A 13,995-nucleotide genomic window follows, 5' to 3' on the forward strand; every position below is an offset into this window, starting at 1 on the left:
ATATTACTCGGTTGTTCGTCCCTCACCGCGTGCGAGCACTTGGTCGTGCCAAAAAAGTAGCTCCAAGGCGCCAGGCCCGCGGTTGAACACGTAGTCGTGCGGCCCCGGCAAGACGGCAAAATCATGCGCGATGCCCGACGCACGCCATGCTTCGTGGGTGCGGTTCACGGCGCGGCGAAAACTGTCCCGTTCGCTCGTGGTGAGCCGCAATTTCATGGCCGGCCGGCGCCCGCGTGCGCTCTTGGCCAGCTCCGTCAGCTCGGCCGCGCCGGCCGCCGAATCGCGAATCGCAGGCTGCAGCGCGCCCACGGCGCCGAACGCTTCCGGTCTGCCCAGCCCCACGCGCAACGCCACGATGCCCCCGAGCGATACGCCGTCGATCCCCGTTGCCTCCGCCGACGCGAGCGCGGGCGTTTCTTTTCGCACGCGCGGAAGGAGCTCGGTCGCGAGCACCTTGCCGTAGTCGTTCATCGCTTCGGCACTGGACAGATCGATGTCCGGCACATACGGGCAGGCTACGATCAAGCCACCAAAGCGTCGCGCGGCCAGCGCGCGGTTCATCTCCGCGAGGTGCGCGTTCTCCACGAGCCCTTCGAAGTCCTGCTCGACCAACGGCGGCGATGCCATGCGTGCGAATGCGCGCTCCAACGCATAATCGCGCGGCCATCCCATCGCGCCGAGCGCGGGGCCTTTCATCGCCTCACCGCGACCATGCAGCGCAATCACCACCGGAAATCGTTGCTCCGGCGTAGGTCCGCGCGGCACCAGGATCACCGCTCGCTCGATCGGGCTCGGCATGACCCACTCGAGCAAGGTCACGCCCGTGCTGCCGCCGTCGGCGCTGGCTCGCGCCGCATCGCCGTCCGCTTCCACGGCAGCATCGCTCGCCGGCTGCGGCTCCGCCAACGCGGCGGGTCGTTCAGGCGAACGAATTTCTTCTGGTTTCTCGGGCTTTTTCGATGCATCGCGCCGGCAAGCCGCGCTCGCCAACGATCCCGTCAACGCCCCCATGCTCGAAACGAGAAGGGCGCGGCGGGAAATCATCCGTCACGTGCCTTCGGCACCCGGCAAGGCCGGTGTTTGCCCCGAGGCCCCCTTCACCAGATCCGACAAGGTGGGATCGGTGGCGAGCTGCTCGCGGAGCGCGCGCTTGATGGTGTCGAGCGCTTGGGGAGACAGACCGCCAAGGCCACCGGTTCCAGACAAATGCGAGACCGCTTGGTGGACCTTCAAGTCGAGGTAGCCATTCAGATCGATTTGACCCGCGCGAAGCCTCTCCAAGGGAGAGGTGGCGGTCGCCTCCACGGCACCAACCGAGCTTGCCTTCTCGGCTTTGTCGGCTTTGTCGACCTTCTCGGCCAATGTGGCCTCGAAGGACTGCCCTGATTTTCCCACCTCCGCCGTCGTAGTCGTCGGCAGTGTGGGCCCTCCTTTCCCGATTCGGTCGATGCCCATGGCGTCCTCTCTTGACGATACTTCCATTCCACCCACGTGCACATCGGTCGCCGGCAGGAAGACGTTTCGAACTTTATTTCCATCCGACCGTAAGCCGCCTCACGCGTTCTTCTTCGGGTAAACCGTCATTGTAAAAAAGCGTCCCCCGGAGAAACGCGAGCGAGATGTCGAGCGAAGGTGGGCCGCTCAACGCAAGCAAAGGAAAGACGCGGGGCGGGGCGCTCCCGTGCAGCGAAAGCTCCACTGCATCCAGCGAAAGATCGTCGCGGGTGCTGCGGGCAAGCACCGCGCGTAAAGGTGCGTTGGCGGAGGCATCGGCGCCTCGGCCTTCGAAGATCAAAGCCGTTGGAAAGCCCGGGCCCATGCCGCCGGTTCGGACTGGCTCGCGCGCGGGCCTGGCACTCGCGTCCAGCCATGCCACCATGGCGCCGTACGCGGCAGAGTTGCTCGGCTCCGTCCCCATCGGCGCCTCCTCGATCCAACCGACGGCCACGCCATCGCCCGACGGCGCCAGCGCGGGCGAACGCGAGTGCGCTGCGGTCGCGAGCACGCGCGCCTCCTCCGTGCGCTTGCCATCGTTTCCTCGCAGGATCGCCACGTACACGTCGGCGAATCCATCGTGGGGGCTATCGCGCGGATCGGAGTAGGCGAGCCACACGCGATCGCCTTGCACGAGCAAGGTCAGATCGCTGGCGTCGCCCGGCGCGCGGGTGATGCGCTCGAGCGATGACACCTTGAGCTCCGGCGAGACGCGCGCCGCATACACCTCTCCATTGCCATCGCGCGCATCGACCCACGCGACGATCCAACCATTTTGGACCCAGCCGACGGCCACGTCGCTTTTGTCGCCCTTGCCGGTGGTGAGCTGTTGCTCGCGCAGCTTCTTTCCATGACGATCCACGCGCGCCATGTGCACTTGCGGCTCGCCGCCATCGCGCGCCACCCAGACGATCGCCGCCTCGTCGGCCGAGCCGCCCGCCGCCAAGGCGACACCGCCCACGCTCAGCGCGCGATTGGTGACCACGGGCGGCTTATCGCGCGCGGCCACGCCTTTGGCGTCGAGCTCGAACAGGCGGATGGTGTCGCCCGATGGCGCGACCGGAATTTGTGCGGCCACCGCCTTCGATCCGCGCTCGCGATCGCGCGGGCGATTGAGCGCGGCGGGCGCGGGTCCCGCTTTCGACTTGGGGCGCTCTTCGGCCGCGGGCGGCGCCGAGACCAGGGCCAGCAAGGTTCCATCGCCCATGCGCGCGGCCGCCAGATCGGTGAACGCATCGTGCGCGGCGATGGTGGTCAATGTGAGCGGACGCGGCGCGTCGGGCGCAAGCGGGGTCGAGATGGGCGCGCGGTAAGCCGACGCGCGGGGCGCCAAGTGAACGGCTTGCACCTGGGTCGTGGGCTGCGCTGTCCCCGCGTCGGGGATGGCCGCGAGCGCCAAGCAGTCGCCCGGATCCTGCTTGCTGCACTGGAGCCCCCACGCCAGCGGTGCGTCGCGTTGCTCGCGAAGGCGCATGGCCTCCGACTGCACCGGGGCGAACTTTTCGTCGAGCCGCACGAACATGGGCATGGGCGACAAGGCGGCACATGCCTCCGCCGCGAGCGTGGACTGGCACGCGCGCCCGTTGACGAGCAGGCCGATCCCGCGGCCCGCGGGCACGAGCACCGGCGGGGTATCGCTTTGGACGTCCAGAGTGGCCGTCGCGTCCTGCACCAGCTTTCCGGATGGATCCAACTTGGTCACGTGAAGGCGGCCCGAGCGCCCCGTTCGACCCGACTCGTCCCACGCGAGCGCAGCCGTCTCGCCGTTGGCGCTCGGAACGAGGCCCACCAGCCGGGCACCTCCAATGGACGTCACCGCCGGAGCCGGGGGGCGCGGGCCGGTGCGCTCATCGAACGCCGCCGTCATGATCTGCGGATCGAATCCGGATCGATCGGTCCACGCGAAGACCCAGGCGTCGCCGACCTTGGCCACGTCGACGTCCGTGCCCACGAACGCGCGCGGTGCGATCGCCTCCGGCGCGCCAATGGGACGAGCGTCGCCGTCGAGCTTCATCCAAAGGAGGTTCCCTTTGTCCGAGCCAGCTTTGTCCGAGCCGGCCTTGTCCGCGCCAGCTTTGTCCGAGCCGACCTTGTCGGCCTTGTCCGCGCCAGCTTTGTCCGAGCCGCGCGTGACCAGCGCGAGCCCGGCGCCCATGGTGGTCGGAACGGCTTGCCAGCCGACCACGCCTTTGGCGAGCGGGGTCGGCACCCCGCGGGGGCGGCCATCGGGATCGAGCGCCACGCCGAGGATGTTGGCGGCCTGGTCGCGCGTCTCTTCCGCCCAGACGCAGATGGCGCCGCGCGGTGTGGCGATGACCTCGACCCATACGATGTTGTCGTTGGTGCGGGCCACCTCGATCGATTGCCCGCGCGGTGCGCCATCGTCGGCGATGCCCACGAGCTGAATCGATTCGCCGCGTTCGGTCAACGAGGTCCAGAGCGCCACGAACCCCGGGCGGTTCCCGGAGGTGGCACGCAAGGTCAGCATATCGACCTCGCCGGCGGCGGCGGCCACCACGCGCGCGGTGGCGAAGGGCCTTCCGCTCTCGGCCGCCAGCGGCTGGGCGATGATCTTTCGGCCGCCGGCCTCCACGATCATGTACGTGACCATGGCGGCGGCATCGCGGCGCGCCAGGAAGGGTCCAAGCGTTCGCTCGGGTACGGTCGTAATCCGATACGACTCCAGCTCGGGCCGGGAGACCTTCACGTCGCCCGACGGTGTCGGCCGCGTGTCATAAGGAGAGACACCCAGGGGCTCCCGGGCCTTGCCGCCGCCGCAGGCCCATGCGAGCGACGCTGCCACCATCCACGCACACCGCACGAAAAGCTTCATCGTCGAATGACTTGGTCCGAAAAGGTCTTCTTCAGGGTAATGACCCCCGCCTTGCTCCGTGGAAACGCGGCACCGGACAGCGCGCCGCGGATGCAGTCGAGGAGCACCTTGTCCTCGGGCGAACCCTTCGGCGCCTTCACGCCAATCAAGGTCCCTTCCTGATCGATCCCGAGCTCGACCCGGATCTCGGCGTGCGGGGTCTTGCGACGCTCCCGCGCGGCGGCCACGCAGGTCTCCACCTCGGCATGACGGGTCTCCACGGCCTCATCGATGTACGACGTAGCCTCCTGCGGCGTATTGGCAAAGGGCCGCCGCGTCTTGGCCGCATCGCCGCCCGCGGGGGGTGCTGCGCCGGGGGCACCCTCGCCCTCGCGCAACGCCACCGCCGGGTCCCCTTTTGCTCCTTTTGCAACCGGGGTCACATCGCGATGCGCCGGCGCAACAGCGGGCGCGCTCGCGACATCCGGGCTCTCGGTTCCAGAAGAAGAAGAAGAAGAAGGTGAGCCCTTCGCCTCCGTCGCACCGGTCGCCCCCGCGGTGTTGGCGTTCTGCGCACAAGCAAGCATGACCGAGGCCCCAACGAACCAAGCGCCCCATATCGTCCAGCTTTTTCGCATCCCCACCTTTTATCAGACCCTTCACGGCAGGGGGACGCGCGCGAACGCGCGCATGATTCGACGGAGGCGGGGCGGCGCTACGAGCGGAGCAAACGCCCGATGTGGGCCTTTTCCCAACGAAGTGCGCGCTCGAAGTGCCGGAAGTCCTTCTCGCGCTCGCGGAACTCCGGTGGATGAAGCTGCCGGTGGCCCTCGCCACCCTTGCGGTGCCGCTCGCTCGACTTGGCCGGGATCACGTGGTGGAGCATCTCGTGATAGACGATGTACGCCACGAAGTAGCGGGGAACCCAGGCCCGATCGAGCGCCGGGTGGATGCGAATCAGGCGCTCGGTTGCGCTGTAGCTTCCCAGCTTGATGGTCTGACGCGAGGTTCGCTTGGCGGGCTTGCGACCGGCCTTGCCCCACGTGATGAGCGCGTTGACCGAATTGTCGAAGTAGCGCGCGTTCAAGTCATCGAAAAGAGAAAGCAAATCGTGATGCTCGCCCGCGGTGACCAGCTTCTGGTGCCGCGAGCGGCGCGCCAAGCGACCGCCGTTCTCTTCGATGTAGTGCCCGATGCGAAGGCTGGAGTCGCGATCGCTGTGGGTCACGTAGCGCACGAGCGCGTTCACGATGCTCGGCGGCGCGTCCAAGAACATGTGGTGCACGCGGGCGCGGAGCATGCCTCGCTCCCAGCAGTGCGACACGATCGAGTGCCGGTTGTCGGTGATCGCCAGACTGACCGGTCCCGGGTAAGCCGCCATCAAGCGCCGCTCGAGCGCCTGCCGCGCGCCCTCGTGGATGAAGATGTGCGGTGACGCCGACGGAAAAAGATGAGAGAGCTGCGCGCTCATCCGCTCCGGCATGCGGATGGCTACCGCCCCCATGGGACGCGCCAGGGTTTTGCTGCGCGCGCCGTTGGAGGGCCGCTCATGGGACATGCCCCACGCGGTCGGCTGCAGCGTCAGTACGTTCCGGGCGCCCATGTGATGTCCTACAGGGCGAACTAGGAAATGGGTCCCGGGTTGTCAAGGAAGCGGAATTACCTAAGCAATTTCAAGCACATGGTCGTGAGGCCATTTACCCCCAAACCACCCTTTTTGTGGTAGGTAAATGTAGTCAAATATACTCTTGGTGTTTTCCCTTGACGCAGGACTCGGACCAGGCCAACGGCGGGGCTCTCTTCACCCACGGTCGTCTCGTTTGTCCAAGATGCGAGGGCGCCATTCGATGCGCTCACTTCGCGCCCCCTCGCTGCTACCTCGCATCGAGCGCTTGGACGAGGGGGGGAACTCGTCGCGGCCACGCTCGGGCCACGGGGACGATGCGGCCTCCCCCCGCAGGCGCTCCGCCTTGCGGCGCTTTCGTTCCTCTACGACCTCCACCTCGGGCACCTGGACGACGATGGGTCCCGGGCCCGATACGCGGGACTGACAGGCGAGACGTAACCCCACGATCTTGGCGACATTCCCGAGGTGCACGAGCTCTTGCGGTCGAATGGGCGACAGCGACTCGGCGCCGCGCACGACGGTGAGCCTGCACAAGCCACACGATGCGACCCCTCCGCACGACGTGGCAATGGGATACCCGTTCGATTGAAGCACCTCGAGGAGGTTGGCCCCCTCGGGTGCATCGAACGCAACATCGGCCCCGGCGATGCGAACCTTGGCGTGCACGGGTTCAGTATAGCGGCATCAAGCCGGCGTGCGACTGCTGCCCGGACGCCGCAAGAACTGGAGCGCCTTGGGATCGAGCACGAACCGAACGCGCGGGGCCTCCTCGCTCTTGATGCGAACGGATACGACCATCGCTTTCTCGACGTTGATCTGCAGTCCCACCAGCTCGCCAATCAGTCCCGAGAGATCCGGTTGATGCCCGATGAGCATCACGCGCTTGCGGCGAGCCGCCGATACCTCCCGAACCAACTCGAGGACTCGCGCCCCCATGGCCAGCTCGCGCCGGGTCTCGATGGGCGCCGCCAGCTGGCACTCGGTGTGGACAATCTCCGCCGTCTGCACGGCGCGCACGAGCGGGCTCGTGAGAATCACGCGGGGCACCTCGCCCTCGGCGATCAGCGCCCGCGCCACCTGCCGCACCCGCTCACGCCCGGCAACGGTCAGCGCACGATCGTCGTCCCGGCCGCTCGGGGCAGAGTCCTCCGCCGGCCCATGCCTCATGACGTAGAGCTTCATGGTTCGACGCTTATATCATCTCCCGCGCGCTGTCCCGACGGTCCGGTATGGGCCCGGTCCTAAGCCCGCATGCCCCGTGCGCGTGTCCGTGACCGATCCGGCCATCGGCAAACTGGGGGGGAATGGGAAGACGAGGCACCGGGGGCACGGCCTACGTCCACGCGCACGGGATACGGGAAGAGAAAGAAGAAACAAGAAAGCGAAGCTCAGTGCACCTTGGTCGGCGCCCCGTTCGGGGGCCGCTTGGCGCCTTCGGCCTTGGCCTTGGGGTCGTCCTTGTGCGGCGAGTCTTTGCCGGCGGGGGCGGGATCGGGGGCGCCGATGCGCTTTACGCCGTGCTTCTGCAGGATCATGTGCTCGAGCCGGTCCATGAGCTCGGGGTGCTGCTCGAGGTAGGTCTTGGCGTTCTCGCGACCTTGGCCGATGCGCTCCCCCTGGAACGAGAACCAGGCTCCGCTCTTCTCGACCAGCCCTTGGTCGGTGGCGAGGTCGATGATGTCACCCGCCCGGGAGATGCCCTGGCCGTAGAGAATGTCGAACTCCACCTCGCGGAACGGGGGCGCCATCTTGTTTTTGACGACCTTCACCCGGGTGCGATTGCCCACCACCATCGGGTCCTTGCGATCGCTCGAGGCGGCGGCCTCCTTGATGGCGCCGATGCGCCGGATGTCGAGGCGGATGGATGCGTAGAACTTGAGCGCGTTGCCGCCGGTGGTCGTCTCGGGCGAGCCGAACATGACGCCAATCTTCATGCGGATCTGGTTGATGAAGACCAGCAAGCAGTTGGAGCGCGACACGGTGGCCGTGAGCTTGCGCAGCGCTTGCGACATGAGGCGGGCCTGGGTGCCGACGTGGCTGTCGCCCATGTCCCCTTCGATTTCGGCCTTGGGCACCAGCGCGGCCACCGAGTCGACGACCACGATGTCCACCGCGTTGGAGCGCACCAGCATGTCGGCGATTTCGAGCGCCTGCTCGCCGAAGTCGGGCTGCGAGACCAAGAGCTCGTCGGTCTTCACCCCCAGGCGACGGGCGTACGTGGGATCGAGCGCGTGCTCCGCGTCGATGAAGGCCGCGACCCCGCCTTGCTTCTGCACATTGGCGATGGCGTGAAGGGTGAGCGTGGTCTTGCCGCTCGACTCCGGGCCGTACACTTCCATGATGCGGCCGCGCGGGTAGCCGCCGATGCCCAGCGCGAGGTCGAGGCCGATGCTTCCGGAGGGGACCACGGGCAGCTCGGGCTGGAACGTCTGCCCGTCTTTGAGCCGCATGATGGAGCCTTTTCCGTACTCCTTCTCGATGCTTGCGACCGCAAGCTCGATGGCCTTGCCTCGGTTCTTGTCGTCCTTTTTCTCGTCAATGCTCATGGCACGGCTCTCTTCTGACAGGGGTCGCGTTTGGCGCGAACATTCATACTGCCCCGATGTTCAGGTGTCTAGTACTAAGCACAGAGATGAAGACGACTCTACACACATGCGGGGGCGGCGACGCGCGTAGGAGCATGCGCGTCCGAGCGCGTCAACAGCCGCGAGCGATACGCTGGGAAACACTAGAGAAATGTGGGAATCAAGAAGTAACGATTCAATCAAGTCCAAATTGGACGGGGTACATGGTTTGCGTTAGGAAGGTGGCCATGAACCTCGCGGAACAGATCATCCACACCCCCTCGCCCCAAAAGGCTGAGGAAGCACGTATCCCGCAAGAGCCGCCACCTAGCAGGCGGCGCGAAGAGTATTCGGCGGAGGAATTCGCATCCGACGATGACCTCTACGCCAACTTGCCTTGTACGGACTGAGTTCGAAGTAAGGAAGCAACCTGCGGCCGGTCCTCCAGCGCGTCGTCGATGAGCTGCTAGCGCGACATTCCGATCATGTGTCTCTCGACGCGGTCGGTGAAGCGCTGGGCTCCCTGTCGGTCACGACAGATGAGATCGACGACCTGATAACGGCGCTCGAGGATGCGGGCCGGCGGGTCGAGAACGAAGACGAAGGAAGCGGCGTCGAACGCCTTCGACAGGTGTTGCCCGCGATCCGTGTGCTCAAAGCCCAGCTGGGTCGAGCACCCACCCCGGCCGAAATCTGCGCGCACACCGGCCTCTCGCCCTTTGCGGTGAGGCATGCGCTGGCCCTCGCGCGCGTGATGCGGCAATAACTCGGGCATGAAAACCTTCTCTCGAAGCGCCACCTTCGTCGCATCGGCCTTCGTTGTCGCAGCTTGCGTGGCGGGGTGTGGTCGCAACACGCCCGAACCCATGAGCAGCACCACCACGAGCGGCTCCGCGGCGGGGCCGACGAGCGTGGGTCCCGCACTGGACAAAGGCACGGCCGGCGCGGTGACGGGCGAGCCGGCCGAAGTGGGAAAGCCTGCCCCCGATTTCAGCCTGCGCGATCTCGACGGCAAGACGGTGAGCTTGCACGACTACCGCGGCAAGACGGTGGTGCTCGAGTGGTTCAACCCCGAGTGCCCGTTCGTGCGTGCAGCGCACACCAAGGCGTCGCTCAAGACATTCCCGGCCGACCAGATCTCCAAGGGCGTGGTGTGGCTCGCCATCAACTCGAACGCGGCTGGAAAACAAGGAAACGGCCTGGCCGTCAACACCGACGGCAAGAAGCGATACGGCATGCCGTACCCCATTTTGCTCGATGAAACGGGTGAAACCGGCAAGCGCTATGGGGCGACCAATACGCCACACATGTTCGTGATCGACTCACAGGGTGTGCTCGTCTACCAAGGCGCCATCGACAATTCGCCCGACGGCGAAGGCGAGTCCCCGCACGGCGGCAAACTCGTCAACTATGTGCAAGCCGCCCTGGGCGATCTCGGCGCAGGCCGTCCCATCGCCGTCCGGTCGACGAAGGCGTACGGCTGCACCGTGAAGTACTGACGAAGGCTACGACGGCACGATGGTGCGCAAGCTGTCCACCGCGTGAACGGGGGCAGCGTCGCCGGCCATCAGGTGGGCGATGGCCGAGTAGACCAGGCGCTGCGCGTCCACGCGGCCGAGCCCCGAGAAGGCGACGGACGTGACGGCGATGGTGTAGTGGCCGCCGGCGCCGTTCACCTCGACCTTGCTGTTCGGGATCTTCGACTCGATGGCGGAGGTGATGGCGGCGATCACGTCGCCTTTGAACGTCGTTTCGTGGTGGCTCATACGTCAATACCGGGCAATGTTCGGGTCCACGTCGCGCGACCAGGCATCGATGCCGCCTTCGACATTGAAGACGCGGGTGAACCCCGCGGAGAGAAAGCGCTCGGCCGCGGCGCGGCTTCGCATGCCGTGGTGGCAGTGAAAGACGATGGTGGCGTCCTTGGGGAGGCCTTGCAGGTAGTCGACCCCCGCGTCGTCCAGGTGGCGCGCGATATCGAGGCGGGCGATGGCGCGCTCCTCGGGGGTGCGCACGTCGAACAGCTCGAACTTCTCGCCGCGGTCGATCATGGCCTTCAACGCCTTCACCGACAGGGGCTGAACGCGCGGTGGGCTGTTGGGGTTGTCGATCTTGAAGCCCGCTTCGCCGCCCTCGCCCTGGACGAAGTCGATGTGAACGCCGTTGGCGCGGAGCGCGGAGCCCGGATCGAGCAGGAGCACCAGACCGTCGGCCTCCACCTCGATGTCACCCGGCTGCTTCTCGTCGATGAACAGCTCGTGCTCGAAGCTCGACGGAATGTGAAGGCGCGGGTGGTCCTCGGAGCCGCCCAGCGCATCTTTGAAGGCCCGAACGGCCGAGGGGCTCAGGGTCACCTTGGGGGCCGCGGACGATGCGGAAGATGCGGACGGTCCGGAGGCCGTCCCGCCGCCAGCACCTGCCGCACCTGCCCCACCTAGAAGGCTCGCAAGCTCGCCGGATGCGCGCATTTCGCGCACGATGTCGCAGCCGCCGACGAACTTACCGTCGACGTAAAGTTGCGGAATGGTCGGCCAACTGGAGAACGACTTGATTCCGTCGCGGATGGCGGGGTCCGAGAGCACATTTACCGTCTTGTAGCTCGGCAAAAACTCGTCGAGGATGTTGACCACCTGCGCCGAAAATCCGCATTGCGGAAAATGGCGGTTCCCCTTCATGAAGAGAACGACCCGGTTTTCGCTCACGATTTCAGCGATGTGTTGGTGCGTAGGGTTCGAACTGTCGTTTCGATCAGCCATCGTATGTTCCGAGCCATGCTATACGCGGACAGTTCCGTCAAGCCAGCCCTTCGGATGTCCCCCGCTTGCGGCGGCCGACTTTCAACGCAGCGGCTAATCCCGACCCCTCGATGACCGACACCCAAAAGCCACTGGCGATCCGTTGCAAGGGCCTCATCAAGGTCTATTCGACAAAACATTCGGAAATGGTGGTCGCCGTCAACCGGCTCGACCTAGAGGTCAAAGCCGGGGAGTGTTTTGGGCTGCTCGGCCCGAACGGTGCCGGCAAGACAACCACGGTCGAGATCCTGGAGGGCCTGCTCTCGCCGAACACCGGTGACGTGGAGCTCTTCGGCAAGACATGGGCCCAAGACGAGCCCTGGCTCCGGGAGCGGCTCGGCATTTCCCTGCAGCACACCCACCTGCCCGAGCGGCTGACCGTCCGCGAGACCGTGGAGCTTTTCCGCTCCTTTTACGCTCCCCGGGGCCGGAACGTGGACGAAACCATCGATCTGGTCGCCCTCAAGGACAAGGAGGACGCGCGCTTCGAGACCCTCTCGGGCGGTCAACGGCAGCGGCTGGCCGTGGCCTGTGCGCTGGTGGGCGATCCGCAGCTTCTCTTTCTCGACGAGCCGACCACCGGCCTCGATCCGCAATCGCGCCGGATGCTCTGGGAGGTGGTGCTCGCCTTCAAGCTTCAAGGAGGTTCGGTGCTGCTGACGACGCATTACATGGACGAGGCGGAGCGGCTCTGCGATCGGGTGGGGGTCATCGACCACGGGCAAATGATCGCGCTGGGCACGCCCAAAGAGCTCATCGAGTCCCTCGGCGGGCAGCAGATTGTCGAGTTCACATTGGAAGATGGCGTCGAGGTGAACCTCGAACCGCTCGGCGCGCTCCCCAGCGTGCACGGCGCTCGCTGGCACACGGGACGCGTTTCGCTCACCGTGTCGCAGCTCCACGAGGCGCTGCCGGCCTTGCTCGCGCACATCGATGGCATCGGCGGAAAGCTGACCAGCCTCTCGACGCACCACGCCACCCTCGAAGACGTGTTCGTCAACCTGACCGGAAGGCAGCTCCGTGAATAGCGCGCGCTTCTCCGCCCTTCGTGAGCTGGTGCTCATGCGCTGGCGGGTGTTCTACCGGGAGCCCGGAACCATGTTCTGGACCTTCGGATTGCCGGTGGTCCTCTCGATTGCCCTGGGCTTGGCCTTTCAAAACAAGGAGCCGGAGGCCGTCCCCGCCGCCGTCCAAGACGGGCCGCGCGCGGAGCACGTGCAGCAGGTGCTCGTCAAAAACCACGAGCTCATCGTCAAGAAGCTCCCCGCGGCCGAGGCCCACGAGGCGCTGCGCACGGGCAAGGTGCACGTGATCGTCATCCCGGGGGAGACCGCCGACGCCAAGGTCACCTACCGCTTCGATCCCACGCGCCCCGATAGCCGGCTCGCGCGTCTTCTGGTCGACGACACCCTTCAACGCGGCGAAGGCCGTCCCGACACGGTGCCGACGGCCAAGCAGCACGTGACCGAGCCCGGCTCGCGCTACATCGATTTTCTCATTCCGGGTTTGGTCGGCATGGGGCTCATGTCGAGCGGCCTTTGGGGCATCGGCTTTGCGCTGGCCGAAATGCGCACGCGCAAATTGCTGAAGCGTCTGGTCGCCACCCCGATGCGCAAGAGCGATTTCATGCTTTCGTTCTTGATCGTGCGCGCGGGGCTCTTGGTCATCGAGCTGCCTCCGCTGCTGGTGTTCTCGTATTTGGTCTTCAAGGTCGGGGTCGCCGGCTCGGTCCTCACGTTGCTCCTGGTGGCGCTCCTGGGGGCGCTGGTCTTTGCCGGCATGGGGCTGCTCTTCGCGTCGCGTTCGGAGAATCCGCAGATCGTCTCCGGGTTGATCAATGTGGCGACCTTTCCCATGTACCTCTGCTCCGGGGTGTTCTTCTCCACGGCGCGCTTCCCCGATTGGACGCAGCCGTTCGTGAAGTTCCTGCCGCTGACCGCCCTCATCGATGGGCTTCGCGCGGTGATGATCGACGGCGCCGGTTTCGCGCAAATCACCTCGCCGCTCATCGTGCTCGTCATCTGGGGTTTCCTCTGCTTCGCGGGCACGTTGAAGCTGTTTCGTTGGCGCTGACCGGCTGACTCGGGCACAATTGCCCGCATCTCCGGATGCAGCACGCTCGCCAGGCCTCCGTTCGGCTCATCGTCGATCGCGAGCATTACGATTATCTCGTAAAGGACGCGATCGAGCGCGCGCGCGTGAGCGTCTGGATCGCCACCGCGAACGTGAAAGAGATGATGGTCGAAGCGCCCATCGGCACCGCGGCACGCGCGCGCGGGCGCTACCACTCCATCCTCGAGACCTTCGACGCGCTCGCCAAACGCGGCGCGGACGTGCGGTTGCTCCACGCGGGCGTGCCTTCCCGTGCGTTTCGCGAGGCGCTGGCCAAGCAGCGGCGGCTCGTTCGCGGCGGGCTCGTGATGCGACGTTGTCCGCGCGTGCACTTGAAGGTGATCGCCATCGACGGGCGCATTCTCTACTTGGGCAGCGCGAACTTCACCGGGGCGGGCCTGGGTGCAAAGGGTGAAGGCCGCCGCAACTTCGAGCTCGGCATGGTGACGGATGACGACGTCATGCTGGACACGGTGCAAGCGCGGTTCGATACCATTTGGTCGGGCCGCGAATGTGGCGCATGCAAGCTTCGCGGTGTATGTCCAAAGCCGCTCGATACGCTTCGAGAACCTCGCCGCGGTCGGTAGCAAC

At 66.0% G+C, this 13,995-nt stretch carries 15 protein-coding genes and 1 pseudogene; 4 read left to right on the forward strand and 12 right to left on the reverse strand.

Translation table 11 applies throughout. The features are described from left to right. Positions 1 to 3: 3 nt before the first annotated feature. The 9 genes from LZC94_40755 to LZC94_40795 form a co-directional block, all read right to left on the reverse strand. Positions 4 to 906: an esterase gene (locus tag LZC94_40755; protein WXB14149.1), complete on the reverse strand. Its 903-nt coding sequence runs from the start codon at positions 904 to 906 to the stop codon at positions 4 to 6. Positions 907 to 1,047: 141 nt separating this feature from the next. Continuing rightward, entirely contained in the window at positions 1,048 to 1,455 is a 408-nt protein-coding gene (locus tag LZC94_40760) for a hypothetical protein (GenBank protein WXB14150.1), read from the reverse strand. A gap of 73 nt (positions 1,456 to 1,528) precedes the next feature. Next, positions 1,529 to 4,327: a hypothetical protein gene (locus LZC94_40765; GenBank protein ID WXB14151.1), complete on the reverse strand. Its 2,799-nt coding sequence runs from the start codon at positions 4,325 to 4,327 to the stop codon at positions 1,529 to 1,531. After that, complete coding sequence (locus tag LZC94_40770) at positions 4,324 to 4,893, reverse strand: hypothetical protein (protein ID WXB14152.1); 570 nt, start codon at positions 4,891 to 4,893, stop codon at positions 4,324 to 4,326. The genes LZC94_40765 and LZC94_40770 overlap by 4 nt, the downstream gene beginning before the upstream one ends. 128 nt (positions 4,894 to 5,021) lie before the next feature. Then, complete coding sequence (locus LZC94_40775) at positions 5,022 to 5,909, reverse strand: hypothetical protein (protein ID WXB14153.1); 888 nt, start codon at positions 5,907 to 5,909, stop codon at positions 5,022 to 5,024. Between the two features lie 198 nt (positions 5,910 to 6,107). Further along, the gene (locus tag LZC94_40780) at positions 6,108 to 6,599 is read right to left on the reverse strand and encodes a (2Fe-2S)-binding protein (protein ID WXB14154.1); all 492 of its coding nucleotides are present in this window, start codon (positions 6,597 to 6,599) and stop codon (positions 6,108 to 6,110) included. An 18-nt stretch (positions 6,600 to 6,617) separates the two neighbouring features. Continuing rightward, positions 6,618 to 7,115 (reverse strand): phosphohistidine phosphatase SixA, encoded by a 498-nt coding sequence (gene sixA / locus LZC94_40785; GenBank protein WXB14155.1) that lies wholly within the window; start codon positions 7,113 to 7,115, stop codon positions 6,618 to 6,620. Between the two features lie 206 nt (positions 7,116 to 7,321). Continuing rightward, a complete protein-coding gene (gene recA / locus LZC94_40790) occupies positions 7,322 to 8,479 on the reverse strand; it encodes a recombinase RecA (GenBank protein ID WXB14156.1) in 1,158 nt (385 codons plus the stop codon). A gap of 484 nt (positions 8,480 to 8,963) precedes the next feature. Beyond that, on the reverse strand, positions 8,964 to 9,380 hold the full coding sequence (locus LZC94_40795; protein WXB14157.1) for a hypothetical protein: 417 nt from the start codon (positions 9,378 to 9,380) through the stop codon (positions 8,964 to 8,966). On the opposite strand from LZC94_40795, the gene LZC94_40800 reads away from it, so the two are divergent. Beyond that, positions 9,364 to 9,996 carry a thioredoxin family protein gene (locus LZC94_40800; protein WXB14158.1) on the forward strand — a complete coding sequence of 211 codons (633 nt, stop codon included), beginning with the start codon at positions 9,364 to 9,366 and terminating at the stop codon, positions 9,994 to 9,996. The genes LZC94_40795 and LZC94_40800 overlap by 17 nt on opposite strands. A gap of 6 nt (positions 9,997 to 10,002) precedes the next feature. Here the strand turns inward: LZC94_40800 and LZC94_40805 are convergent, their stop codons facing one another. The 3 genes and pseudogenes from LZC94_40805 to grxD all read right to left on the reverse strand — a co-directional run bounded on the left by LZC94_40805 (position 10,003) and on the right by grxD (position 11,172). Next, a complete protein-coding gene (locus tag LZC94_40805; protein WXB14159.1) occupies positions 10,003 to 10,263 on the reverse strand; it encodes a BolA/IbaG family iron-sulfur metabolism protein in 261 nt (86 codons plus the stop codon). A gap of 3 nt (positions 10,264 to 10,266) precedes the next feature. After that, the gene (locus LZC94_40810) at positions 10,267 to 10,548 is read right to left on the reverse strand and encodes a hypothetical protein (GenBank protein WXB20311.1); all 282 of its coding nucleotides are present in this window, start codon (positions 10,546 to 10,548) and stop codon (positions 10,267 to 10,269) included. 372 nt (positions 10,549 to 10,920) lie between these two features. Continuing rightward, positions 10,921 to 11,172: pseudogene (gene grxD / locus LZC94_40815) on the reverse strand (Grx4 family monothiol glutaredoxin). A 191-nt stretch (positions 11,173 to 11,363) separates the two neighbouring features. Between grxD and LZC94_40820 the strand changes: the two are divergent. Genes LZC94_40820 through LZC94_40830 form a run of 3 tightly spaced genes read left to right on the forward strand, consistent with a single transcriptional unit; the run spans position 11,364 to position 13,991 of the window. Next, a complete protein-coding gene (locus tag LZC94_40820; protein WXB14160.1) occupies positions 11,364 to 12,320 on the forward strand; it encodes an ABC transporter ATP-binding protein in 957 nt (318 codons plus the stop codon). Continuing rightward, positions 12,313 to 13,365, forward strand: coding sequence for an ABC transporter permease (locus LZC94_40825; GenBank protein WXB14161.1), 1,053 nt, complete (start codon positions 12,313 to 12,315; stop codon positions 13,363 to 13,365). The genes LZC94_40820 and LZC94_40825 overlap by 8 nt, the downstream gene beginning before the upstream one ends. A 35-nt stretch (positions 13,366 to 13,400) precedes the next feature. Beyond that, positions 13,401 to 13,991, forward strand: a complete 591-nt coding sequence (locus LZC94_40830; GenBank protein ID WXB14162.1) for a phospholipase D family protein — start codon at positions 13,401 to 13,403, stop codon at positions 13,989 to 13,991. Positions 13,992 to 13,995 lie beyond the last annotated feature (4 nt).

This window comes from Sorangiineae bacterium MSr11954 (assembly GCA_037157815.1).
GTDB lineage: Bacteria > Myxococcota_A > Polyangia > Polyangiales > Polyangiaceae > Pendulispora > Pendulispora albinea.